This is a genomic window from Escherichia sp. 10290 (assembly GCF_030295155.1).
In the GTDB taxonomy this organism is placed as follows: Bacteria; Pseudomonadota; Gammaproteobacteria; order Enterobacterales; family Enterobacteriaceae; genus Escherichia; species Escherichia coli_F.
In genome coordinates, this window is sequence record NZ_AP025741.1 from 1416466 (window position 1) to 1439681 (window position 23216).

A 23216-nucleotide genomic window follows, 5' to 3' on the forward strand; every position below is an offset into this window, starting at 1 on the left:
TTAACGGGCTGGTGCTTTATCGTTCTCACGCTTAACAACCGGTTTACCAGAGAACAAAAACTTCAGTAACGGGATGCGTAAATGAATTTCATACAGAATTATCGCAATCCCTACTACGAATATCAGGCCACAGAGAAAACCAAGCCAGTTGGAGGTGATGTGCGGTGTAATGTACGCGCCGAAAAACAGCGTTAACGGGTGATGAACCAGATAGATAAACAGCGATGCGTTAACAAAGTAAGTCACCCGCGCCGACTGGAAATTAAGCAAACGGTGGCCAAAGGAGAAGACCACATTCACCATCCATAGACCGAGGACCATCGTGATCACCGACTCGGTTTCGTACATCCAGGCATCGCCACTGCCGTAGCGCTGGTTGAGTAAGTAAGCGACAAATGCCAATGCTGCTGCGAGGGTACAGCCACGAGACGGCGTGGTAAACAAGGCTTTAAGATGAGGGAAAATGAAAGCCAGTGCGCCGAGGATAAAGAACGGCAAATAAAATAGCGTTTGCATGACAATAAAATTGAACATGCCGTTACTCAGAATGGGTGGATACACAATAAAAATCGTTCTTCTTATTACCGCATAACCGATGCCGAGGCACAAAAAAATCACCGATAATTTTACCATCGAGAATTTTTTATTCGTTTTATCAGAATTTTCTAAATTATTTCTGATGCGTTTAAATATCCATACGCACAGCGTCGTCATGACCACTAGCACCAATAAAAACCACAGATGCGATATTAATTCCCAGGCCAACGTATTATATTTGTCATACAATGACAGTCCAGGCCAACTTTCCGCTTTCCCTTTGACGTATTGCAGCATAATAAATTGCGGCAATGTCAGTAGGGGGATGGCTGTTAACATCGGGATCCCTACACGTTCGACACGTACTTTCCACCATTTTTTCAAGGGATAGCGTAAAAAAAGCATGTAGGAAAAGTACCCGGATATAACGAAAAATACCTGCATGCGGAACGAGTGGATGAAGTCATTAAAAAGGGTCAGCCACAATGACGGTTCGGCGCTATTCACATGCCATGTATGGCTCGAATAGATTAAAGAAATATGAAAAGGGATCCCTAACAACATCAGCCAGGCGCGGATGGAGTCGAGGAAATATTCACGTTGCGCGGGTACTGGGTTCATATATGGTTAACTAATCTCGGATTTTTCGTCTTATCTCTGTCGGGTTATGCCTTTAGGCTTGTTGCCATAGCGACACCGACCTGACCGCGCCAGGCGCAGGCTTCAAGGTTTTTATGCATAGCATCATCGCTACCACTAACCAGAATGGAAGCGTCTGTAAGACGGTTGATAAATAAATTTGCTGGCAAACCCTACACGAAGTCGATGCTTCTGTCTTTAGGAGAAGCACGGAAAGTGAAAACGGTTGCAATCAGGTGCTTAATCCATGAGCCAGCGTGCTGAACGATACCGGGATTCTGTTGTCGGAATGGCTGGTTATCCATTAAAATAGATCGGATCGATATAAGCACACAAAGGGGGAAGTGCTTACTAATTATGAAACATAAACTACAAATGATGAAAATGCGTTGGTTGAGTGCTGCAGTAATGTTAACCCTGTATACATCTTCAAGCTGGGCTTTCAGTATTGATGATGTCGCAAAGCAAGCTCAATCCTTAGCCGGGAAAGGCTATGAGGCGCCTAAAAGCAACTTGCCCTCCGTTTTCCGCGACATGAAATACGCGGACTATCAGCAGATCCAGTTTAATCATGATAAAGCGTACTGGAACAATCTGAAGACCCCATTCAAACTCGAGTTCTACCATCAGGGTATGTACTTCGATACCCCGGTCAAAATAAATGAAGTGACTGCCACCGCAGTCAAACGAATCAAATACAGCCCGGATTATTTCACTTTCGGCGATGTTCAGCATGATAAAGACACGGTAAAAGACCTTGGTTTTGCCGGTTTTAAAGTGCTTTACCCGATCAACAGCAAAGATAAAAACGATGAAATCGTCAGCATGCTCGGGGCCAGCTATTTCCGCGTGATTGGCGCAGGTCAGGTTTATGGCCTTTCTGCCCGCGGCCTGGCAATTGATACCGCCTTGCCATCGGGTGAAGAATTTCCACGTTTCAAAGAGTTCTGGATCGAGCGTCCAAAACCGACTGATAAACGTTTAACCATTTATGCATTGCTTGACTCGCCGCGTGCGACAGGTGCTTACAAATTCGTGGTTATGCCAGGGCGTGACACGGTTGTGGATGTGCAGTCGAAAATCTATCTGCGCGATAAAGTCGGCAAACTGGGGGTTGCACCGTTAACCAGTATGTTCCTGTTTGGGCCGAACCAACCTTCGCCTGCAAATAACTATCGCCCGGAGTTGCACGACTCTAACGGTCTCTCTATCCATGCCGGTAATGGTGAGTGGATCTGGCGTCCGTTGAATAACCCGAAACATTTAGCGGTCAGCAGCTTCTCGATGGAAAATCCGCAAGGCTTCGGTCTGTTGCAGCGCGGTCGTGATTTCTCCCGCTTCGAAGATCTCGATGATCGTTACGACCTCCGTCCAAGCGCATGGGTGACTCCGAAAGGGGAGTGGGGCAAAGGCAGCGTTGAGCTGGTGGAAATTCCAACCAACGATGAAACCAACGATAACATCGTCGCTTACTGGACGCCGGATCAGCTGCCGGAGCCGGGTAAAGAGATGAACTTTAAATACACCATCACCTTTAGCCGTGATGAAGACAAACTGCATGCACCAGATAACGCATGGGTGCAACAAACGCGTCGTTCAACGGGGGATGTGAAGCAGTCGAACCTGATTCGCCAGCCTGACGGTACTATCGCCTTTGTGGTCGATTTTACCGGCGCAGAGATGAAAAAACTGCCAGAGGATACCCCGGTCACAGCGCAAACCAGCATTGGTGATAATGGTGAGATAGTTGAGAGCACGGTGCGCTATAACCCGGTTACCAAAGGCTGGCGTCTGGTGATGCGTGTGAAAGTGAAAGATGCCAAGAAAACCACTGAAATGCGTGCTGCGCTGGTGAATGCCGATCAGACGTTGAGTGAAACCTGGAGCTACCAGTTACCTGCCAATGAATAAGACAACTGAGTACATTGACGCAATGCCCATCGCCGCAAGCGAGAAAGCGGCATTGCCGAAGACTGATATCCGCGCCGTTCATCAGGCGCTGGATGCCGAACACCGCACCTGGGCGCGGGAGGATGACTCCCCGCAAGGCTCGGTAAAGGCGCGTCTGGAACAAGCCTGGCCAGATTCACTTGCTGATGGACAGTTAATTAAAGACGATGAAGGGCGCGATCAGCTTAAGGCGATGCCAGAAGCAAAACGCTCCTCGATGTTTCCCGACCCGTGGCGTACCAACCCGGTAGGCCGTTTCTGGGATCGCCTGCGTGGACGCGATGTAACGCCGCGCTATCTGGCTCGTTTGACCAAAGAAGAGCAGGAGAGCGAGCAAAAGTGGCGTACCGTCGGCACCATCCGCCGTTACATTCTGTTAATCCTGACGCTCGCGCAAACTGTTGTCGCGACCTGGTATATGAAGACCATTCTTCCATATCAGGGGTGGGCGCTGATTAATCCTATGGATATGGTTGGTCAGGATCTGTGGGTTTCCTTTATGCAGCTTCTGCCTTATATGCTGCAAACCGGTATCCTGATCCTGTTCGCGGTTTTGTTCTGTTGGGTGTCCGCCGGATTCTGGACGGCGTTGATGGGCTTCCTGCAGTTGCTTATTGGTCGCGATAAATACAGTATATCTGCGTCGACAGTTGGCGATGAACCATTAAACCCGGAGCATCGCACGGCGTTGATCATGCCTATCTGTAACGAAGACGTGAACCGTGTTTTTGCTGGCCTGCGTGCAACATGGGAATCAGTAAAAGCCACCGGGAATGCCAAACACTTTGATGTCTACATTCTGAGTGACAGTTATAACCCGGATATCTGCGTCGCAGAGCAAAAAGCCTGGATGGAGCTGATCGCTGAAGTCGGTGGCGAAGGTCAGATTTTCTATCGCCGCCGCCGTCGTCGCGTGAAGCGTAAAAGCGGTAATATCGATGACTTCTGCCGTCGCTGGGGCAGCCAGTACAGCTACATGGTGGTGCTGGATGCTGACTCGGTAATGACCGGTGATTGTTTGTGCGGCCTGGTGCGCCTGATGGAAGCCAACCCGAACGCCGGGATCATTCAGTCGTCGCCGAAAGCGTCCGGTATGGATACGCTGTATGCGCGCTGTCAGCAGTTCGCGACCCGCGTGTATGGGCCACTGTTTACAGCCGGTTTGCACTTCTGGCAACTCGGTGAGTCGCACTACTGGGGGCATAACGCGATTATCCGCGTGAAACCGTTTATCGAGCACTGCGCGCTGGCGCCGTTGCCGGGAGAAGGTTCCTTTGCCGGTTCAATCCTTTCGCACGACTTCGTGGAAGCTGCGTTGATGCGCCGCGCAGGTTGGGGGGTGTGGATTGCTTACGATCTCCCGGGTTCTTATGAAGAATTGCCGCCTAACTTGCTTGATGAGCTAAAACGTGACCGCCGCTGGTGCCACGGTAACCTGATGAACTTCCGTCTGTTCCTGGTTAAGGGTATGCACCCGGTTCACCGTGCGGTATTCCTGACGGGCGTGATGTCTTATCTCTCCGCGCCGCTGTGGTTTATGTTCCTCGCGCTCTCTACGGCATTGCAGGTAGTTCATGCGTTGACCGAACCGCAATACTTCCTGCAACCACGGCAGTTGTTCCCGGTGTGGCCGCAGTGGCGTCCTGAGCTGGCGATAGCGCTGTTTGCTTCGACTATGGTGCTGTTGTTCCTGCCGAAGTTATTGAGCATTTTGCTTATCTGGTGCAAAGGAACGAAAGAATACGGTGGCTTCTGGCGCGTTACATTATCGCTGCTGCTGGAAGTGCTTTTTTCCGTGTTGCTGGCTCCGGTACGTATGCTGTTCCATACGGTATTCGTCGTCAGCGCTTTCCTTGGCTGGGAAGTGGTGTGGAATTCACCGCAGCGTGATGATGACTCCACTTCCTGGGGCGAAGCATTCAAACGCCACGGCTCTCAGCTGCTGCTGGGGTTAGTGTGGGCGGTTGGTATGGCGTGGCTGGATCTGCGTTTCCTGTTCTGGCTGGCACCGATTGTTTTCTCGTTGATCCTGTCACCGTTTGTTTCGGTGATCTCCAGCCGTACTACCGTGGGTCTGCGAACCAAACGCTGGAAACTGTTCCTGATCCCGGAAGAGTATTCACCGCCGCAGGTACTGCTTGATACCGATCGTTTCCTCGAGATGAATCGTCAACGCTCCCTCGACGATGGCTTTATGCATGCGGTGTTTAACCCGTCATTTAACGCTCTGGCAACCGCCATGGCGACGGCGCGTCACCGCGCCAGTAAGGTGCTGGAAATCGCCCGTGACCGCCACGTTGAACAGGCGCTGAACGAGACGCCAGAGAAGCTGAATCGCGATCGTCGCCTGGTGCTGCTAAGCGATCCGGTGACGATGGCCCGTCTGCATTTCCGCGTCTGGAATTCCCCTGAGAGATATTCTTCATGGGTGAGTTATTATGAAGGGATAAAGCTGAATCCGCTGGCATTGCGTAAATCGGATGCGGCTTCGCAATAAAACGTAGTGGCCTGATGCGCTACGCTTATCAGGCCTACAACGTTCTACGATGTATTGATTTTGCAATATTTTGTAGGTCGGACAAGGCGGTCACGCTGCATCCGGCAAAAACAACGAGCCAATAAAAATACCGGCGTTATGCCGGTATTTTTTTACGGGAGAGGTATCAAATGCGTTTCATCATGGTCAGTATTATGGTGACCTTGTTGAGTGGCTGCGGCAGTATTATTAGTCGCACTATACCGGGGCAGGGGCATGGCAACCAATATTATCCTGGTGTGCAATGGGATGTGCGTGACTCCGCCTGGCGTTATGTCACGATCCTTGATCTGCCATTCTCCCTGGTTTTTGATACTTTACTGCTGCCGATCGACATTCATCATGGCCCGTATGAGTAATTAGCGTTCATCCCACTCATCAGCAGCTGCCCGTCCTTCTTCCGTATCCAGCGGTGGCTCAAGCTGAAATTCCCCCTCGTCCCATTCATGTAATGTATTCTCTTCCTGCCACTCCTGGCGGATCTCTATCTCATCATAGTCGCCGTCAAAGACACTTTGCGCGGCTTCACCGCTAAGCATGGGTAAACATTCACCTTCTTCCCCTTCGTCGGCAAAAAACTCAACTTGCCACATGATGTCGCCGTCCTGCAAAACGTATTTTTGGGCATTGAACTGTTGCACATTCGCGTCTTCGGCGTCGATGCCGGGGTTGTCTGCAAGAAATTCTTCGCGTGCAGCGTCAATGGCTTCTTCAAGCGTTGCGTACATGGTCATCACGATTCTCCCTTTGAGTTGATGAGGTTTCAGGGAAAAGGATAGCTGATTCTCCGCTTTTGCAAGTATGAAAGGCGAAAAATCAGTTCGATACCTGGGGTATCCGACGACGGCGCAGACTGTTCCATGAATAGACGGCGTTGAATAACACTACGCCAGCGGTGACGAGGAATACCGCTCTGAAACCGTAGTTCGCTGAAATCGCTGCTCCCATCAATGGTCCGGTAACGTTGCCAATATCACGAAACGATTGGTTATAGCTGAAGATACGCCCGGCGATTTGGTTGCTCGAGTTGTAAACCAACAGTGTCTGTACGGCGGGGAGTAGTGCACCATCCGCGGCACCGAGCAAAAAACGTAAAATCCCAAGTTGCAATGGCGTCTGAACATAAGACATTGGGATCAACAGCAGTACAGAAAAGATCAGCGCCGTAATCAGGATCTTTTCGGGGCCGATTCGATCGCCAAGTTTGCCGAGTCGTGGTGCACTCAGCAGAGCAGCCACGCCTGGCACCGAGGCGATCATGCCGCTGATAAAGGCGACATTACTGACGTTACCCGCCAGTTCGCGGACATACAGCGTCAGAATAGGGGCAATTGAACCCGTCGCCACCTGGATGATTAACGTGGTGACAAACAGGCTGAGTACCAGTTTCGGGTTTTTAAGTGATGTCACCACTTCCCGCATATGCAGCATCTCTTTTTTGCTGACTGGCTGGAATTTTTCTCGGATGCAAAACAGGGTGACGAAAAAGCAAAGTATCAGCACACTGGCGGTAATAAAGAATACCGGACGTAAGCCGTAGCTATCGGCAAGCAAACCACCAGCCATTGGGCCGAGCAACGCGCCGCTAACGCCGCCTGTGGAGAGCGTACCCAGCGCCCAGCCGCTTTTATTACGCGGTACTTGTGTGGCGATCAGTGCGTTAGCGTTGGGAACAAATCCGCCAAGCAAACCAAGCAGCGCCCGCAGGATCAAAAACTGCCAGATATTTTGTGCCAGCCCCATCAACACCATCACGATGCCCATGCCGAGGGCAGAGCGTAATAGCATGAGTTTTCGGCCTTTACGGTCGGCAAGCCCACCCCAAAACGGTGAGGCGATGGCAGAAAATAAAAATGTAATGCTGAAGACAATACCGGACCACATATTCAAGGCGGAGTGGCCGGTAACGCCAAGCTGCTCAACGTAGAGGGGTAAGAAGGGCATTACCAGGCTGAAGGCGGCACCGGTAAGAAAACAGCCTAGCCAGGCGACGATCAGGTTTCGTTTCCAGTTTATAGGGGTGTCATTTTCACAGGGTGACATAGCAATCCGCTGTTGGTGCGCCAGGCGCGGTGAACATAAGAAGAAAAGATAAGCACACTAATTATGCGCCCGACTTCCAGGGGGCGCAATCCAGAGAGCTTTTATCGCTAAATCAGGGGGATTTGCTGTGGTAATGCCGGATGCCATTTTGAAGCATCCGGCATGGGAGATTTAATAGCGTGAAGGAACGCCTTCCGGACGTGTTTTAAAGCGACGGTGTAACCACATATACTGCTCTGGTGCCATCATGATGCATTTTTCGACCACTTTGTTCATCCACGCGGCGGTGGTTTCGGCATCATCCAGCGGCGGAGAACACTCGGGCGGCAGCATGATCAACTGATACCCTTTGCCATCTGGCTTACGGCGTGGAACGAAGGGCACCAGACATGCGCCGGACATCCGTGCCAGCATCCAGGTTCCGGTCGTGGTCGCCGCCTGCTCAACGGCAAATAACGGGACAAAAACGCTTGAGCGCGGGCCGTAATCATGATCCGGTGCGTACCAAACCACTTCGCCTTTTTTCAGGGCTTTAATCATGCCTTTTAAATCTTTGCGGTCGAGCATCGATTTATTTGAGCGCAAACGGCCCCAGGTTTGTAGCCAGTCAATCAGTGGGTTATCGTTCGGGCGGTAAACGCCAATCCCGGGTTCCTGCATACCAAATTGCCGCGCACCCAGCTCCAGGGTCAGAAAATGGATGCCAACTAACAGGATGCCGCGTTTTTGCGCCTGCACGTCACGAATGTGTTCCATGCCGATCACTTCCGTCCAGCGGGCGATTCGGCGGTCCGGCCAGAACCACGCCATGCCGGTTTCCATCAGCCCCATACCAACAGATTCGAAATTCTTCACCACCATTTCACGGCGTTCTTGTTCGCTCATTTCCGGGAAGCACAGTTCCAGGTTGCGATGCACAATTTTTGCGCGTCGTTTCATAAAACGTAACGCCAGTTTTCCTAATCCACAACCGAGGCGGTAGATAACCGGGTAGGGCAATTGCACGACTAACCAAAGTACGCCAATACCCAGCCAGGTTAACCAATAACGCGGATGAAGCAGTGCGGTGGAGAACTTGGGTAGATTCGTCATATCAATCCTGTTTTTCAACCTATTCGGGCAATTGTATGTATTGTCGCATTTTTTCGCCCGCAACCAAAATTTGTGGCTGAAGACTGGGCGAAATTACCGCGCTTGTAAATAATAAATAATTTTTAATGCGCAAATGTAGCGTAAAATGTGTGGATGTTAATTATCGATAATTGCTATATCATGCCGCGGATTTTTACTTTCCCATCTCGCAGGAACCGTACACCATGCCAGTGTTACACAACCGCATTTCCAACGACGCGCTGAAAGCCAAAATGTTGGCTGAGCGCGAACCGCGCACCACCATTTCGTTTTATAAGTATTTCCACATCGCCGATCCGAAAGCGACCCGTGACGCTTTATATCAGCTGTTTACTGCGCTGAATATTTTTGGGCGAGTGTATCTGGCGCATGAGGGGATTAACGCGCAAATCAGTGTACCTGCGAGCAATGTTGAAACATTTCGCGCACAGCTATACGGCTTCGACCCGGCTTTAGATGGCTTACGCCTGAATATCGCGTTGGATGATGACGGGAAATCCTTCTGGGTACTGCGCATGAAGGTGCGCGATCGCATCGTAGCCGACGGTATTGACGATCCTCACTTCGATGCCAGTAATGTTGGTGAGTATCTGCAAGCGGCAGAAGTGAACGCCATGCTTGACGATCCCGATGCACTGTTTATCGACATGCGTAACCACTATGAGTATGAAGTGGGGCACTTTGAAAACGCGCTGGAAATTCCGGCAGATACCTTCCGTGAGCAGCTGCCAAAAGCAGTCGAGATGATGCAGGAACATAAAGATAAAAAAATCATTATGTACTGCACCGGCGGCATTCGTTGTGAAAAGGCCAGTGCCTGGATGAAACATAACGGATTCAATAAAGTCTGGCATATCGAAGGCGGAATTATTGAATACGCCCGTAAGGCGCGCGAGCAGGGCTTACCAGTGCGTTTTATTGGCAAAAATTTTGTGTTTGACGAGCGGATGGGCGAACGTATCTCTGATGAGATTATCGCGCATTGCCACCAGTGCGGTGCGCCGTGCGACAGCCATACCAACTGTAAAAATGATGGCTGCCACCTGCTGTTTATTCAGTGTCCAGTATGTGCAGAAAAATACAAAGGTTGTTGTAGTGAGATTTGCTGCGAAGAAAGCGCGTTACCGCCAGAAGAACAGCGACGCCGTCGGGCAGGACGTGAAAATGGCAATAAGATCTTTAATAAGTCTCGTGGACGTCTGAATACAACACTGGGCATTCCTGATCCAACAGAATAAATATCATTGCCGGATGCGTGTCATCCGGCAACATTTCACGCTTACTTCTGCTGTACGCCTTCCACTGAAATAATCAGATCCACTTCCTGAGAAGCTGGACCTAAATCTGTCTTGATATTGAAGTCTTTGAGCTTAATTTTGCCTTCGGCCTCAAAGCCTGCACGTTTACCGCCCCACGGGTCGTCGCCCTGACCAATTAATTTCGCTTCCAGCGTGACGGGTTTGGTGACCCCGTTCAGCGTCAGATCGCCGGTAATATCCAGCTCATCACCGTCTTTCTTTACGCTAGTGGAGGTGAATGTTGCCTGTGGATATTTTGCGGTATTGAGGAAATCTGCACTGCGAAGATGTTTATCGCGTTCGGCGTGATTAGTATCGACGCTGGTGGTGTTAATTGTCACATTCACTTTATCGGCAGCTGGATTTTTTTCATCAAAGGTAAAAGTACCGTCGAAATCTTTAAAGGTGCCATATAACCAGCTATAGCCAAGATGCTGGATGCGGAAGTTAACAAAGGCGTGCTGACCTTCTTTGTCAATTTTGTAATCGGCGGCAACCGCTGAACCCGCAGAGAACATCAAGGAAGCGAAGGTTAAACCAAGCAGGCTTTTTTTCATTTTTTATACTCCATAGTCAGATGACGACTTTCCCAGCATGCGCTTCAGAGTGTCGTCTTTATCGATGAAATGATGCTTCAGGGCCATAAATCCGTGCATAACGGACAGTACTACGACGCTCCACGCGAGCCAAAAATGCAGGGCACCGGCAAAGTCAGCCTGTGCGCCAGCGTCGGCGAGGGTCGCGGGGACGTCAAACCAGCCAAAAACGCTGATCGGTTTACCATCGGCAGTGGAGATCAGATAGCCGCTGATGCCGATGGCGAACAGCAATAGGTACAATGCAAGATGTCCTGCCTTTGCGCCAACACGAGTCATGGGCGAATAACTTTGCAGCGGACCCGGCGGTGGAGATATGAAGCGCCAAAGAACGCGAATAACCAGCCCCATCATTAACAAAATGCCGATGCTTTTATGCAATTCGGGTGCTTTGTGGTACCAGCCATCGTAATAGCTGAGCGTGACCATCCACAGACCTAAAGCAAACATGCCATAGACAATAATTGCGCTTAGCCAATGTAAGGCCGCAGATATAACACCATAGCGTTCAGGGGTATTTGTGAATGACATAAGTGCATCCAAAACGAATTTGCGAGAGAAAGAAAATGGCGTGTCGGAGAATGAATTGCAACACAAAAATAACAAATTGAATGATATTTATTTTTATTTCAATAATTTTGAATTAATAATGAAAGAATCTTCATAAGTTTAGTGGGTTCAGCATCTGGAAGGTCTGGTGAGTGCTGTAGAGGCAGGAAGAATCTCATTCAATTTTTCACGCTAAATGAAAGGGAGATTAAATATTTGTCAGTTTATGTCAGTGCGGAAAAACTAAAAATAAAACACGTAGATCAGGTCCATAATTGCCAACAGACCCCAGAGAAAAAGATAAAGCATCAGATGCTCGCGAATATTATTGATGAGATAGTGCAACAGCCGACGCATTAAATACTCCTGTAAAAACGGCCTCATTCTGGAGGCCGTAATGATGATTATTGGAAGCGGGAAAGCCTGAATGGCGTCAAATCAAAATCGCTTTTTTTGTCTTGCGCAAAATCGGCAGCTATTTCCCCTAAAACTGACGCAAATTTAAAACCGTGCCCGCTCAGGCCGGTAATGAGCAGTGTATTATCGTGGCCGGGTAGAGTATCGATAATAAAATCTTCGTCAGGCGAATTATCATAGGTGCAGGCAGCGCCGTACAGGCAGCAACCGATACCCGGCAATACATTGCGCAAGAACGGGAAGGCTTCTGACCCATCACTGGCCACTTCCGCAAACGGAACACGTTCATCCGCTGAATGGATAACCTGGCCTCCGTTATGTTTGCCAATCTTCAACGCGTCGTTTTCTGCCGGAAAACCATAATATTGATCGCCATTGAGCAGTTCACCGGTAAACGCCGGGAATTTATTCTTCACGCTATAGCGACCATCGGCCTGATACCAGGCAAATACTTTGCGTACGGGCTGGACAGGCAGTTCCGGGAGCAGATCTTTTACCCATGTTCCCGCGCAGACGATCGCTTTTTTCGCCTGATACTCACCGTCAGCGGTTTCAATAGTTACGCCATCATCGTCATGACGAATTGCGGTGACCGGGCAGTTGAACAACTGCGCACAACCCGCTTCCTTCGCCAGTTGGATCCAGGTTTTAATCGCCAGTTCGCTGCGTAAAAAGCCGGAATCAGTCTCAAATAAGCCGATGTAGTTGTCCGGGACGCGTATTTCCGGCCAGCGGGCCATAATCCCTTGCGCATCGAGCTTTTCAACGTTGAGTTGCCACTGTTCGGCGCTGTGGGCGACGTTGGCGAGAAATGTGGAATCAGCCGGGCCAAGGTTAATGACGCCAGAGCGTACAAAAATGGGATCTTCTTCGTTGTGGCGGGAGAGTTCATCCCACAGCGTTTGCGCGCGGAGGACCAGCGGGACATACTTTTCGCCTTCACCATAAGCATGGCGAATTAATCGCGTATCGCCGTGGTGGCTGCCGTGTTGATGCGGTGGCATATGGGCGTCGGTCATTAGCACGTTTAAACCGGCACGGGTTGCATAATACCCGGCGGCAGCGCCTACGGAACCGCTGCCAATAATGATGAGATCGTATTTCATTTTTTTCTCTCTGCTCTCATGGTTTAAGCAGAGTAATTAACTGAATGCAGATATACAACCCAGAAATGGTAAAGGCACCAGTGAGGTGCCTTTTGGGTGGATGGTCATGTCATGTTAATGACGCCGATACTCGTTTACCGGGAAATCACCGGATTCAATTTTGGCGATTCCTGCTTCTAATATCGAAATAAATTGTCTGGCAACATCAGTGGTTAACCAGAGCGTCTGACCAACTTCAGTCCCTTCCTGCTCGGACTTATTTGGGGTCTGGTAATGCAAACGCAACATCAGCGCATCATAGCTATCAACGGTGCTGATGTCCCACCCTACGAGCGGATGAGTCTGAATGACTTCATTATTTTTTTCCATCATGGCCCCCTAATTCGTGTTACTAGACAACGTTATTCGAGGTTCAATGCGTTTTTATCTGAAGCAACTTCAGTATACCAATAAGTAAGGGTATTCACCGAATTTTTAAAGGGGGGAACAGATAAATTTTTGCTTTTAAGATTTATATGAACAATAAAACAGCATGTCATTCATATTTTTTTAGCATATTGTGCAATTATTTTGAGGAAGTGTAGAAATTTTGTACTCGAAATTCGTAAGTAAAATAAAAAAGCCGGGGCGACCCGGCAAAAAAAAATCACTGCATATTATTCGCTGACAAACCAGTCATCGGCGCTTTCCCACGTTTCCTGGAGAATTTCGCTAATGCGCTGTTTATCTTCTTTTGTCGCGCCAATAACCGATAAATTATTCGCTGCGGCATAACGTACCGATACGTGGCCTTCATTATCAGGAAACGCATACTGAATACGGCGGGAAAGTTCGCCAGCCAGGGCGTCAATAGCCCCCGCTGGCAATGGAGAAGTTTTCGCTATGGTGACTTCAATTCGCATAATAGCCCCCTGTTGAATATACTGGTTATTTATACAGTTAAAATAACCTAATGACAACAGGAAGCTACGATTTTTATTGTTTAACGGACCAGCGTACCGTTTCCCCGGCGAGGAATGGCACCAGTGTGTCATCAGTCAATGCGATGCTTTCAGCAACCTGCTGTTCTTCGCGGACCAGTTCGATGAATGTGTCGTTGACCGGCAAACCATAGAACTGCGGTCCGTTTACAGAACAGAATGCTTCAAAGTGCTGTAGAGCATTCATCTCTTCAAAGACGGTAGCGTAACTGCCCAGCGCAGTAGGTGCGTTGAAGCAGCCCGCACAGCCGCAACTGCTTTCTTTGCGATGACGTGCATGCGGCGCAGAATCCGTGCCGAGGAATACACGATTAAAACCGCTGGCGACCAGTTCACGTAATGCCTGTTGGTGAATATTGCGTTTGAGTATTGGCAGACAGTACAGGTGTGGATGCACGCCACCAACCAGCATATGGTTACGGTTAAACATCAGATGCTGAGGAGTGATGGTGGCCGCCAGACGTTCATTTCCGTCACGGACATAGTCGGCAGCTTCTTTGGTGGTGATGTGCTCAAAAACGACTTTCAGCGCGGTCAGGCGCTGGCGAAGCGGTTCCATTACGCTTTCTATAAAGCGCGCCTCACGATCAAAAATGTCGATATCTGCATGTGTCACTTCACCATGCACCAGTAGCGGCATACCGATTTTTTCCATGCGCTCAAGTACCGGCATGATTGCATCAACCGACGTCACGCCGTGGCTGGAGTTAGTGGTTGCGTTTGCGGGGTAAAGTTTTGCAGCGGTGAACACGCCTTCGTTAAATCCACGTTCCAGCTCATTAGGGTCCAGCGAATCTGTTAAATAACAGGTCATCAGCGGGGTGAAATCGTGCCCGGCAGGTACGGCGTCGAGAATACGCTGGCGATATGCCACGGCAGCCTCAACGGTGGTCACGGGCGGAGCCAGATTGGGCATTACGATAGCCCGTCCATAAATTTCGCTGGTATAAGGCACGACAGTTTTTAACATGTCGCCATCGCGGAGGTGAAGGTGCCAGTCGTCTGGGCGGCGGATCTTTAATACCTGGGATGGTGCAGTCATTAATCTCTATGCTCCGGCTGAAGGGATGTTTTTGCCGGACACAAAGGATAAGCGGAAACGTTTTCCTTTGCACGAAAAATAAAGGGCGCAAATGCGCCCTCGTGATTAATCAGTAAACGGAATGACAATTTCACCAGGCTTCACTTCAATACCTTTCGCCAGTTTCTTCGCCATTGCTTCGCCCTTACTGCCATCTTCGCGCAGGACATAAGCAGGTTGCTGGTTAAAGTAATTGCGTAATGCCTGGTTCAAATAGGGAAGCAACGTTTGCATCACCGTTTGCATTTTTTCCGGTTGTACCGTCGCATCGACTACTTCCATCTCTTTCAGGAAGATCGCGCCTTTTTCTTTATCAAACACAGGCAGCGCTTTCAGCTTCAGTTTCATGGTCGCTTTCTGGCTACCGAACAGGGAGTTCATGTCCAGATTGGCGTCTCCGGTTAGGGTAACCTTATTCGGCTCTTCGCGACCAATTTGGCTGGTCAGGTTTGTCAGAACAATATGAGCGTCAGCCACGCCGGGTAAACCGATATCTTTTGAGAAATTATTATGTTTCGCAAGCGACTGGTTAATTTCTTGTTCGGTGATGGTGTATTGGGTGAGTTGATTACAGCCAACGAGCAGGCCACTGACGAACAATACAGCGGCAAATAAAAACTTGTTCATGGTAGTCCTCGACATGAAATCTGCGTCAATATCCTGACACAACGCAGCATGTGTCACCAGCGATAAACTCGCCAGCAGAAAAAACTGAAAACGGCGGCAACCCACGAATACAGGCTGCCGCGGCGGGTCAGGATTAAATCGCCATTGATGATAACAAATTGATTTGTGTCTGTTTCGCCATATTATCGCGGTAATCAGCAACGCGGCTTGGCCAGTTGATTCCGGCTACCAGCGTCAGATTACGCAGGAGCGGAAATAGCTGAATATCGTCTTCCGAAAGTTCGCCATTCACGGCGTTCGGTTTGACGATAAGTTTGTCCAGCGCACGTAAATCATCGCTGATATTCTTAATCAGACCGTCAGAGTGGGCCAGCAGGTCGGCAAAATTACCCGCGCTGGCTTCTTTCTTGTCGACAAAATATTTGCGTGCGGCGGGAGTAGAAAACTCATCAAATGCCGATTTGGCAAAACGCGGTAACAGCAGTTTGTTGGCGTAGCCGTTGACCTTGCGCAGCCATTCTTCAATGGCAGGTGAACGTTTGCCGGTCAGTAACGGTTTGCCGTCGAGTTTATCGACATAGTGAACGATGTCCATGCTTTCTGGCATATAGCGGCTGTCATCTTTTTGCAGAATGGGAACCTGTTTTTGACCGACCATCCGGGTGGGTGTTTCTGCGTCGTCATTGAGCAGAACATGTAATTCGACGGGGATATTTTTCAGGCCGAAAATCATGCGGGCTTTGAGGCAGTAAGGGCAGTGATCGTAAATGTATAGCTTCACGTGACTCCTCCATTTGGCTGTCAGTTCACTTTCAGTATGGAGGAGTCAGGGGGGAGTATCAAATCAGGCGTCGCGTTCCAGCAAACGACGCGCGGTGCGTTTCTGGCTAAACTGCCAACCCAGCGCAAGGAAAGTGAAGATGCCAATAATGCCCAGCATCATCCACGGAAGCTCTGGTTGGTGCGCTGATTTACCCAAGTCAAATAGCCAGCCACCACCGATATAACCAATCGCGCCGCCAATCGCCAGACCCAGACGGCTAAACCCCATATAGCTGCCGCGTGCTCTTGCATCTGCCAGCGAAGCACTTAAGGTTTCACGCGCAGGCTCAGCAATGATCGACCCGATATAAAACAGACAAATCAGAGTGAAAAGTTGTTGCAGGCCGCTGACCATACCCACTGGCATCATGCTTAATGACATTATTAATAGCCCAGCCATCAATCGGTGTTCCAGACGAAAATGTTTTTCACTCCAGCGGGCGATAGGGTAGAGCAACGTTAACGACAGACACGCCTCAATGGCATACATCCATTTAACGGCAGACGGCGCGCCCGCGACGTCGTTGACCATAATTGGCAGCATCAGCATCACTTGTACAGCCAGCATGTAGTAACCCGCCAGCGTCAGGACATAGGTGACAAAACGCTTGTCGCGCATCACGCGGGTCATGCCTTCGCGAACGGGCGTGCGTACGGTGGAGAGTTTCCATGCCGGTAACAACCACGCATTGAACGCTGCACACAGCACAAACAAAACTGCCCCTGTGGCGCAGACCAGGCGAAAGTCGTATTGCAACAGCCAGCTCCCCAACAATGCGCCAATGACCGCACCGGCACTGTCCTGCATCATTAACAGCGAGAAAAAACGACCACGCTGTTGTGGACGGATTAGTTTCACCACCAGCGCCGAACGCGGAGGATCAAACAACGTGCCGCCGAGTCCCGAAAGCAGGCATGAAAACCACAGTAGCCACGGTTCGTGGGCGATACCCATTGTGGCGAATCCGGCGGCACGCATCAGCATACCGGTGACAATCATCGGTTTGGCACCAAAGCGGTCGGCAATTGCGCCGCCGAAAATCCCCAGACCTTGCTGAATAAACTGACGTAGACCAAGGGCAATACCGACCATGACGGCGGCCCAGCCCATTTGATCAACGAAGCGGATAGAGATCAGCGGGAAGACAACAAAGAACCCCAGCACGACCAGCATATTATCGATGAGCAGGAAATATTTACCCAGGTTCCTCGCCTGCGACACGCGGGACATTTCCCCTCCCGGGAAATAAAAGATGAGCACTTTCTATTCTGCATTGCCGCTAAGACTTTTCCCATCACTTCGGGGACAATATTTTTTTATCAAAACGTCGCTTTGATAGAGAGTTTTTATCAAATATGTGAATAATGCAGAAAACGGCATTCTGGACTTTTCACAGGGTCTGGTTGCGCAGGTATAGTAATACTTACAGCGTATTAAAGACGTTACGGGAAGGAGTAGGTATAGAATGTTTGGCTATCGCAGTAACGTGCCAAAAGTGCGCTTAACCACTGACCGACTGGTCGTGCGTCTGGTGCATGATCGTGATGCCTGGCGTCTTGCGGATTATTACGCAGAGAATCGCCATTTCCTCAAGCCCTGGGAGCCAGTGCGCGACGAAAGCCACTGTTATCCATCAGGCTGGCAGGCCAGGCTAGGGATGATTAACGAATTTCATAAACAAGGTTCAGCTTTCTACTTTGGCTTATTCGACCCGGACGAAAAAGAGATTATTGGCGTTGCCAATTTTTCCAATGTTGTTCGCGGCTCTTTTCATGCCTGCTATCTCGGTTATTCGATTGGGCAAAAATGGCAGGGCAAAGGACTCATGTTTGAAGCCCTGACCGCAGCCATTCGTTATATGCAGCGCACCCAACATATTCATCGCATTATGGCCAACTATATGCCGCACAATAAACGCAGCGGTGATTTACTGGCGCGATTGGGTTTTGAAAAAGAAGGCTATGCGAAAAACTATCTGTTGATTGATGGACAATGGCGCGATCATGTTCTGACGGCATTAACCACCCCAGACTGGACGCCTGGCCGCTAAGGAGAATCTGATGAAATATCAACTTACTGCTCTGGAAGCCCGCGTGATTGGCTGCTTGCTGGAAAAACAGGTGACTACGCCGGAGCAATACCCGCTATCAGTAAATGGTGTAGTAACGGCCTGTAATCAGAAAACGAACCGTGAACCGGTCATGAATCTGAGTGAATCTGAAGTGCAGGAACAGCTGGATAATCTGGTCAAACGTCATTATCTACGCACGGTGAGCGGTTTTGGTAATCGGGTCACCAAATATGAGCAACGTTTTTGTAATTCAGAATTTGGCGATCTGAAACTGAGCGCCGCAGAAGTGGCGTTAATCACCACGTTGTTATTGCGTGGTGCCCAGACGCCGGGTGAACTGCGTAGCCGCGCCGCGCGAATGTATGAATTCAGCGATATGGCGGAAGTGGAGTCGACGCTGGAACAACTGGCGAATCGCGAAGATGGTCCTTTTGTGGTGCGTCTGGCCCGCGTACCGGGTAAACGCGAAAGCCGCTACATGCATCTTTTCAGTGGTGAGGTTGAAGATCAGCCGGCGGTAACGGATACGTCGAACGCGGTTGACGGTGATTTACAGGCCCGCGTCGAAGCTCTGGAAATCGAAGTGGCAGAACTGAAACAGCGTCTTGATTCGTTGCTGGCCCATCTGGGAGATTAAAGTGAAAAAATTACGTATCGGCGTAGTGGGGTTAGGCGGCATCGCGCAAAAGGCGTGGTTACCGGTGCTGGCGGCAGCGTCTGACTGGACGTTACAAGGTGCGTGGTCGCCTACGCGCGCGAAAGCCTTGCCAATTTGTGACAGCTGGCGCATTCCTTATGCCGATTCGTTATCCAGCCTTGCCGCCAGTTGCGATGCAGTTTTTGTGCATTCCAGCACCGCCAGCCACCTTGACGTGGTCAGTGCGTTACTCAATGCGGGGGTACATGTCTGTGTCGATAAACCGCTGGCAGAAAATCTGCGCGATGCTGAACGGCTGGTTGAACTGGCGGCGCGGAAAAAACTGACGTTGATGGTCGGTTTTAACCGTCGCTTCGCACCACTCTACGTTGAGTTAAAAACACAACTCTCCACCGCCGCCTCGCTAAGAATGGATAAACATCGTAGTAATAGCGTCGGGCCACACGACCTTTATTTCACGTTGCTGGATGATTATCTGCATGTGGTGGATACCGTGCTGTGGTTGTCGGGCGGCAAAGTCTCTCTGGATGGCGGTACGCTACTGACTAATGACGCTGGCGAAATGCTGTTTGCCGAGCACCATTTTTCGGCCGGTCCTTTGCAGATCACCACCTGTATGCATCGCCGTGCCGGAAGTCAGCGTGAAACCGTGCAGGCCGTGACTGACGGTGCGCTCATCGACATTACGGATATGCGCGAATGGCGTGAGGAGCGCGGGCAGGGCGTGGTGCATAAACCTATTCCAGGTTGGCAGAGTACTCTTGAGCAACGTGGATTTGTTGGCTGTGCGCGTCACTTCATTGATTGCGTGCAAAATCAGACAGTTCCACAAACTGCCGGAGAACAGGCAATACTGGCGCAACGCATCGTTGACAAGATCTGGCGCGATGCGATGAGTGAATAAACCCTGTAACATCTGGCGGTAGCAATTCACCATAATCCAGGTAGACTATTCGCCTCTTTCAGCGCCTGCTTTGCAGGCGTTTTGCCCGTGGGTCTGGATTAGAACACCGATGAATTTATTAAAATCGCTGGCCGCCGTCAGCTCGATGACCATGTTTTCGCGTGTGCTTGGCTTCGCACGTGACGCAATTGTCGCCAGAATCTTTGGCGCAGGGATGGCAACCGACGCCTTTTTCGTCGCTTTTAAACTTCCTAACTTGTTGCGCCGTATTTTTGCCGAAGGGGCATTTTCCCAGGCATTTGTACCGATTCTGGCGGAATATAAAAGCAAACAGGGTGAAGACGCCACGCGGGTCTTTGTCTCGTATGTTTCTGGCCTGCTGACACTCGCGCTGGCGGTTGTGACGGTCGCCGGGATGCTCGCCGCGCCGTGGGTGATCATGGTGACCGCGCCGGGTTTTGCTGACACGGCCGACAAATTTGCCCTGACTACCCAGTTATTACAGATTACCTTTCCTTATATCTTGCTGATTTCCCTGGCGTCGCTGGTGGGTGCGATTCTGAATACCTGGAATCGCTTCTCGATTCCGGCATTTGCTCCAACGCTGCTTAACATCAGCATGATTGGCTTCGCGCTGTTTGCCGCACCGTACTTTAATCCTCCGGTGCTGGCGCTGGCATGGGCTGTTACGGTCGGCGGCATCCTACAGCTGGTGTATCAGCTACCGCATTTGAAGAAGATCGGCATGCTGGTTTTGCCACGCATTAACTTCCACGATGCCGGGGCAATGCGCGTGGTGAAACAGATGGGACCAGCGATCCTTGGCGTCTCTGTGAGCCAGATCTCTTTAATCATCAACACCATTTTTGCCTCGTTTCTTGCTTCCGGTTCGGTGTCGTGGATGTATTACGCCGACCGCCTAATGGAGTTTCCGTCCGGTGTACTGGGCGTGGCGCTTGGCACCATTTTGCTGCCGTCACTGTCGAAAAGTTTTGCCAGCGGCAATCATGATGAATACAACCGTTTGATGGACTGGGGGCTGCGTCTTTGTTTCCTGTTGGCACTGCCGAGTGCGGTTGCGTTGGGCATTCTTTCAGGCCCGTTAACCGTTTCGCTGTTCCAGTACGGTAAATTTACCGCCTTTGATGCGCTGATGACCCAGCGGGCGTTGATTGCCTACTCGGTGGGTTTGATTGGTCTGATTGTCGTGAAAGTGTTGGCTCCAGGCTTTTATTCCCGCCAGGACATTAAAACGCCAGTGAAAATTGCCATCGTTACGCTTATTTTGACGCAATTGATGAACCTGGCGTTTATCGGCCCGTTGAAACATGCCGGGCTGTCCCTTTCTATTGGTCTGGCGGCGTGTCTGAATGCTTCTCTGCTTTACTGGCAGTTGCGTAAGCAGAAAATCTTTACCCCGCAACCCGGCTGGATGCCGTTTCTGTTGCGTCTGGTGGTGGCGGTACTGGTGATGTCTGGCGTGCTTTTAGGTATGTTACATATCATGCCTGAGTGGTCACTGGGTACTATGCCCTGGCGTTTACTGCGTTTAATGGCGGTCGTGCTGGCGGGAATTGCCGCGTACTTCGCTGCACTGGCGGTGTTGGGCTTCAAAGTTAAAGAGTTTGCCCGTCGGACGGTATAACAATGCATTCCGGCCTGCACTGCAGGCCGGAGATAATCTTCAGATCGAAATCTTTTTACTGCCGCGATGGGGTATTGATGTCTGACCGTTCGCCCCGTACAGCGTCGGTTCCTGATGCGGTTTTAACATTTCCAGCGCCTGTTGATTGCGCTCAATCTGTCCTTCCAGTAACCAGCCATTATGTTGATTCATTTGACGTAGTTGCTGAGTTTGCACCGTAATTTCCTGCCAACGTTGACTAATATCAACGCTATTTTCTGCATTGGGTTCTTTTCTGCGTAACTGTTCGAGGTAATCCAACGTCGCCAGCAGTGAGCTTTTTTGTTCTGTAATCCATTGCAACTGGCTGCCGTTGATCTGCCCCATTGAGAGATGTTGCTGCTCTTGATCCATTACCGTTTTGAGATCGTTAAGCACTGCGGACATCTGGTCGAGGATCTCTGCAAGACGCGTCATACGATCAGTTACTCTGCAAGTCTTGCTGCGCTTCGTTGATTAGCGCATCGGCAATTTTGCCGGTGTCCATTTTTAGTTCACCGTTACGAATCGCCAGTTTTAACGCTTCGACACGTTCAAGATTGATATCACTGCTGCCGGGTTGCATTAGTTTTGCTTGCGCGTCGCTTAACGTCACACTGGTGCTGGTGGCGGCGGTTGTTTTTGCCGCCCGGGTATTCGTTACCGGCGCGTCAGTGGTTTCACGCGGTTGAACGGTGCTTACGGGCTTCAGAGGTGAAGTGCGGTCAATACTCATGGTTTATTCCTCATTGAGGGCGCTTTTATCATGTGTTGCTTATTTATCGGCAAGGGACGGGTAATCTTTAATAGCTTACAGGTTTATAAGAATATTCCCATCTGCATCAACAACGCCGCTGACCACCTGTCCCGATACCATGCGCACCCGCGCATTCTGTGCGACGGCAGCATTGTTCAGCGCCTGACCTTCAGCGTTGGCGCTAAACCCATCACCACTGGCGATCACGTTGACGCGTTGTCCCGCTTTTACACGCCAGGCCTGGCGCAACTGGGTTAATTGGATAGGTTGTTCGGGTGATAGATCGCGCAGGCTAACGGCATCAATAAGTTGATTGATATCCAACACAGTACGCGGCGGCAAGGTGTCCAGTCGTCCGCGTTTCAGTTTTACATTGCCAGCTTCCAGCTTTCCTCCCCGCACAATGGGCATCGCGGCAACCACATAATTTCCTGTGGCCTGTACATTGACTTGCAAATATCGTTTGTCGTTACCGCAGCGTGCCAGCACATTCACATTTCCCCACAGGCGGGAATTATTGCTTATCGAAAGCAGTGGTTGCTCGCACGGCGGAAGTAGATGGGGCGATGTACGAATAGAAACACGAACCTCATCACTTACTCCCGCGAGCTGGGCGCTAAAAAAGGTTTGTAACTGCGATGTGAGATTGCTCGCCGCACTTAACGGACTGAACAGTATCGCAATGATCGCCACGCTACGTTTTATTGTCAGCATTTTCGCTCCCAGCCATTTCTACAACGTGAATTGTACCTGTACGCAATGACCATCAACGGCATAAATAGCGACCCATTTTGCGTTTATTCCGCCGATAACGCGCGCGTAAAGGCATTTAAGCTGATGGCAGAATTTT

At 50.2% G+C, this 23216-nt stretch carries 25 protein-coding genes; 8 read left to right on the forward strand and 17 right to left on the reverse strand.

Annotated elements, in window-relative coordinates:
- Positions 1–1158: a glucans biosynthesis protein MdoC gene (gene mdoC / locus QUE74_RS07010; RefSeq protein WP_001070350.1), complete on the reverse strand. Its 1158-nt coding sequence runs from the start codon at positions 1156–1158 to the stop codon at positions 1–3.
- A 393-nt stretch (positions 1159–1551) separates the two neighbouring features.
- On the opposite strand from mdoC, the gene mdoG reads away from it, so the two are divergent.
- The 3 genes from mdoG to QUE74_RS07025 all read left to right on the forward strand — a co-directional run bounded on the left by mdoG (position 1552) and on the right by QUE74_RS07025 (position 6021).
- The gene (gene mdoG, locus QUE74_RS07015; protein WP_001300662.1) at positions 1552–3087 is read left to right on the forward strand and encodes a glucans biosynthesis protein MdoG; all 1536 of its coding nucleotides are present in this window, start codon (positions 1552–1554) and stop codon (positions 3085–3087) included.
- Entirely contained in the window at positions 3080–5623 is a 2544-nt protein-coding gene (gene mdoH / locus QUE74_RS07020) for a glucans biosynthesis glucosyltransferase MdoH (RefSeq protein ID WP_001354910.1), read from the forward strand. The genes mdoG and mdoH overlap by 8 nt, the downstream gene beginning before the upstream one ends.
- A gap of 170 nt (positions 5624–5793) precedes the next feature.
- Positions 5794–6021 (forward strand): YceK/YidQ family lipoprotein, encoded by a 228-nt coding sequence (locus QUE74_RS07025; RefSeq protein WP_001211028.1) that lies wholly within the window; start codon positions 5794–5796, stop codon positions 6019–6021.
- Here the strand turns inward: QUE74_RS07025 and QUE74_RS07030 are convergent, their stop codons facing one another.
- The 3 genes from QUE74_RS07030 to lpxL form a co-directional block, all read right to left on the reverse strand.
- The gene (locus QUE74_RS07030) at positions 6022–6396 is read right to left on the reverse strand and encodes a MysB family protein (protein ID WP_000180056.1); all 375 of its coding nucleotides are present in this window, start codon (positions 6394–6396) and stop codon (positions 6022–6024) included.
- Between the two features lie 82 nt (positions 6397–6478).
- Positions 6479–7705: a multidrug efflux MFS transporter MdtG gene (gene mdtG / locus QUE74_RS07035; RefSeq protein ID WP_000074172.1), complete on the reverse strand. Its 1227-nt coding sequence runs from the start codon at positions 7703–7705 to the stop codon at positions 6479–6481.
- A 171-nt stretch (positions 7706–7876) separates the two neighbouring features.
- Positions 7877–8797 carry a kdo(2)-lipid IV(A) lauroyltransferase gene (gene lpxL, locus QUE74_RS07040; protein ID WP_001354911.1) on the reverse strand — a complete coding sequence of 307 codons (921 nt, stop codon included), beginning with the start codon at positions 8795–8797 and terminating at the stop codon, positions 7877–7879.
- A gap of 224 nt (positions 8798–9021) precedes the next feature.
- On the opposite strand from lpxL, the gene trhO reads away from it, so the two are divergent.
- Entirely contained in the window at positions 9022–10074 is a 1053-nt protein-coding gene (gene trhO, locus QUE74_RS07045) for an oxygen-dependent tRNA uridine(34) hydroxylase TrhO (protein WP_001354912.1), read from the forward strand.
- Positions 10075–10115: 41 nt separating this feature from the next.
- On the opposite strand, the gene QUE74_RS07050 is transcribed toward trhO, so the two are convergent.
- From QUE74_RS07050 to mdtH, 10 genes are all read right to left on the reverse strand, one after another.
- Entirely contained in the window at positions 10116–10691 is a 576-nt protein-coding gene (locus tag QUE74_RS07050; RefSeq protein ID WP_000749261.1) for a YceI family protein, read from the reverse strand.
- Between the two features lie 3 nt (positions 10692–10694).
- Complete coding sequence (locus QUE74_RS07055; RefSeq protein ID WP_000011127.1) at positions 10695–11261, reverse strand: cytochrome b; 567 nt, start codon at positions 11259–11261, stop codon at positions 10695–10697.
- Positions 11262–11522: 261 nt separating this feature from the next.
- Positions 11523–11636 carry a YceO family protein gene (locus QUE74_RS07060; protein ID WP_001253418.1) on the reverse strand — a complete coding sequence of 38 codons (114 nt, stop codon included), beginning with the start codon at positions 11634–11636 and terminating at the stop codon, positions 11523–11525.
- Positions 11637–11683: 47 nt separating this feature from the next.
- Positions 11684–12802, reverse strand: coding sequence for an N-methyl-L-tryptophan oxidase (gene solA / locus QUE74_RS07065; RefSeq protein WP_000872830.1), 1119 nt, complete (start codon positions 12800–12802; stop codon positions 11684–11686).
- Between the two features lie 114 nt (positions 12803–12916).
- The gene (gene bssS, locus QUE74_RS07070; RefSeq protein ID WP_000414437.1) at positions 12917–13171 is read right to left on the reverse strand and encodes a biofilm formation regulator BssS; all 255 of its coding nucleotides are present in this window, start codon (positions 13169–13171) and stop codon (positions 12917–12919) included.
- Positions 13172–13458: 287 nt separating this feature from the next.
- Entirely contained in the window at positions 13459–13704 is a 246-nt protein-coding gene (dinI, locus tag QUE74_RS07075; protein WP_001217754.1) for a DNA damage-inducible protein I, read from the reverse strand.
- A 73-nt stretch (positions 13705–13777) separates the two neighbouring features.
- Positions 13778–14824 carry a dihydroorotase gene (gene pyrC, locus QUE74_RS07080; protein ID WP_000126548.1) on the reverse strand — a complete coding sequence of 349 codons (1047 nt, stop codon included), beginning with the start codon at positions 14822–14824 and terminating at the stop codon, positions 13778–13780.
- 105 nt (positions 14825–14929) lie between these two features.
- Positions 14930–15490: a lipoprotein gene (locus QUE74_RS07085; RefSeq protein ID WP_001353288.1), complete on the reverse strand. Its 561-nt coding sequence runs from the start codon at positions 15488–15490 to the stop codon at positions 14930–14932.
- Between the two features lie 133 nt (positions 15491–15623).
- Positions 15624–16271, reverse strand: a complete 648-nt coding sequence (grxB, locus tag QUE74_RS07090; protein ID WP_000780912.1) for a glutaredoxin 2 — start codon at positions 16269–16271, stop codon at positions 15624–15626.
- A 63-nt stretch (positions 16272–16334) separates the two neighbouring features.
- The gene (gene mdtH, locus QUE74_RS07095) at positions 16335–17543 is read right to left on the reverse strand and encodes a multidrug efflux MFS transporter MdtH (protein ID WP_000092207.1); all 1209 of its coding nucleotides are present in this window, start codon (positions 17541–17543) and stop codon (positions 16335–16337) included.
- Between the two features lie 235 nt (positions 17544–17778).
- On the opposite strand from mdtH, the gene rimJ reads away from it, so the two are divergent.
- From rimJ to murJ, 4 genes are all read left to right on the forward strand, one after another.
- Positions 17779–18363 carry a ribosomal protein S5-alanine N-acetyltransferase gene (gene rimJ / locus QUE74_RS07100; protein ID WP_000468190.1) on the forward strand — a complete coding sequence of 195 codons (585 nt, stop codon included), beginning with the start codon at positions 17779–17781 and terminating at the stop codon, positions 18361–18363.
- Positions 18364–18373: 10 nt separating this feature from the next.
- Complete coding sequence (locus tag QUE74_RS07105) at positions 18374–19021, forward strand: YceH family protein (protein ID WP_000877125.1); 648 nt, start codon at positions 18374–18376, stop codon at positions 19019–19021.
- 1 nt (position 19022) lies between these two features.
- Positions 19023–19946, forward strand: coding sequence for a Gfo/Idh/MocA family protein (locus QUE74_RS07110; protein WP_000736147.1), 924 nt, complete (start codon positions 19023–19025; stop codon positions 19944–19946).
- A gap of 109 nt (positions 19947–20055) precedes the next feature.
- A complete protein-coding gene (gene murJ / locus QUE74_RS07115) occupies positions 20056–21591 on the forward strand; it encodes a murein biosynthesis integral membrane protein MurJ (protein ID WP_001050688.1) in 1536 nt (511 codons plus the stop codon).
- Between the two features lie 39 nt (positions 21592–21630).
- On the opposite strand, the gene flgN is transcribed toward murJ, so the two are convergent.
- From flgN to flgA, 3 genes are all read right to left on the reverse strand, one after another.
- Entirely contained in the window at positions 21631–22047 is a 417-nt protein-coding gene (gene flgN, locus QUE74_RS07120) for a flagella biosynthesis chaperone FlgN (RefSeq protein WP_000197347.1), read from the reverse strand.
- A 4-nt stretch (positions 22048–22051) separates the two neighbouring features.
- Positions 22052–22345, reverse strand: coding sequence for a flagellar biosynthesis anti-sigma factor FlgM (gene flgM / locus QUE74_RS07125; protein ID WP_000020882.1), 294 nt, complete (start codon positions 22343–22345; stop codon positions 22052–22054).
- Positions 22346–22420: 75 nt separating this feature from the next.
- The gene (flgA, locus tag QUE74_RS07130; RefSeq protein ID WP_000955710.1) at positions 22421–23080 is read right to left on the reverse strand and encodes a flagellar basal body P-ring formation chaperone FlgA; all 660 of its coding nucleotides are present in this window, start codon (positions 23078–23080) and stop codon (positions 22421–22423) included.
- Positions 23081–23216: the final 136 nt, after the last annotated feature.

Bases quoted from the DNA above. Each gene is read 5' to 3' on its own strand.
- mdoC (WP_001070350.1), bottom strand. From the start codon at position 1,158: ATGAACCCAGTACCCGCGCAACGTGAATATTTCCTCGACTCCATCCGC.
- mdoG (WP_001300662.1), top strand. From the start codon at position 1,552: ATGATGAAAATGCGTTGGTTGAGTGCTGCAGTAATGTTAACCCTGTAT.
- mdoH (WP_001354910.1), top strand. From the start codon at position 3,080: ATGAATAAGACAACTGAGTACATTGACGCAATGCCCATCGCCGCAAGC.
- QUE74_RS07025 (WP_001211028.1), top strand. From the start codon at position 5,794: ATGCGTTTCATCATGGTCAGTATTATGGTGACCTTGTTGAGTGGCTGC.
- QUE74_RS07030 (WP_000180056.1), bottom strand. From the start codon at position 6,396: ATGACCATGTACGCAACGCTTGAAGAAGCCATTGACGCTGCACGCGAA.
- mdtG (WP_000074172.1), bottom strand. From the start codon at position 7,705: ATGTCACCCTGTGAAAATGACACCCCTATAAACTGGAAACGAAACCTG.
- lpxL (WP_001354911.1), bottom strand. From the start codon at position 8,797: ATGACGAATCTACCCAAGTTCTCCACCGCACTGCTTCATCCGCGTTAT.
- trhO (WP_001354912.1), top strand. From the start codon at position 9,022: ATGCCAGTGTTACACAACCGCATTTCCAACGACGCGCTGAAAGCCAAA.
- QUE74_RS07050 (WP_000749261.1), bottom strand. From the start codon at position 10,691: ATGAAAAAAAGCCTGCTTGGTTTAACCTTCGCTTCCTTGATGTTCTCT.
- QUE74_RS07055 (WP_000011127.1), bottom strand. From the start codon at position 11,261: ATGTCATTCACAAATACCCCTGAACGCTATGGTGTTATATCTGCGGCC.
- QUE74_RS07060 (WP_001253418.1), bottom strand. From the start codon at position 11,636: ATGCGTCGGCTGTTGCACTATCTCATCAATAATATTCGCGAGCATCTG.
- solA (WP_000872830.1), bottom strand. From the start codon at position 12,802: ATGAAATACGATCTCATCATTATTGGCAGCGGTTCCGTAGGCGCTGCC.
- bssS (WP_000414437.1), bottom strand. From the start codon at position 13,171: ATGGAAAAAAATAATGAAGTCATTCAGACTCATCCGCTCGTAGGGTGG.
- dinI (WP_001217754.1), bottom strand. From the start codon at position 13,704: ATGCGAATTGAAGTCACCATAGCGAAAACTTCTCCATTGCCAGCGGGG.
- pyrC (WP_000126548.1), bottom strand. From the start codon at position 14,824: ATGACTGCACCATCCCAGGTATTAAAGATCCGCCGCCCAGACGACTGG.
- QUE74_RS07085 (WP_001353288.1), bottom strand. From the start codon at position 15,490: ATGAACAAGTTTTTATTTGCCGCTGTATTGTTCGTCAGTGGCCTGCTC.
- mdtH (WP_000092207.1), bottom strand. From the start codon at position 17,543: ATGTCCCGCGTGTCGCAGGCGAGGAACCTGGGTAAATATTTCCTGCTC.
- rimJ (WP_000468190.1), top strand. From the start codon at position 17,779: ATGTTTGGCTATCGCAGTAACGTGCCAAAAGTGCGCTTAACCACTGAC.
- QUE74_RS07105 (WP_000877125.1), top strand. From the start codon at position 18,374: ATGAAATATCAACTTACTGCTCTGGAAGCCCGCGTGATTGGCTGCTTG.
- murJ (WP_001050688.1), top strand. From the start codon at position 20,056: ATGAATTTATTAAAATCGCTGGCCGCCGTCAGCTCGATGACCATGTTT.
- flgN (WP_000197347.1), bottom strand. From the start codon at position 22,047: ATGACGCGTCTTGCAGAGATCCTCGACCAGATGTCCGCAGTGCTTAAC.
- flgM (WP_000020882.1), bottom strand. From the start codon at position 22,345: ATGAGTATTGACCGCACTTCACCTCTGAAGCCCGTAAGCACCGTTCAA.
- flgA (WP_000955710.1), bottom strand. From the start codon at position 23,080: ATGCTGACAATAAAACGTAGCGTGGCGATCATTGCGATACTGTTCAGT.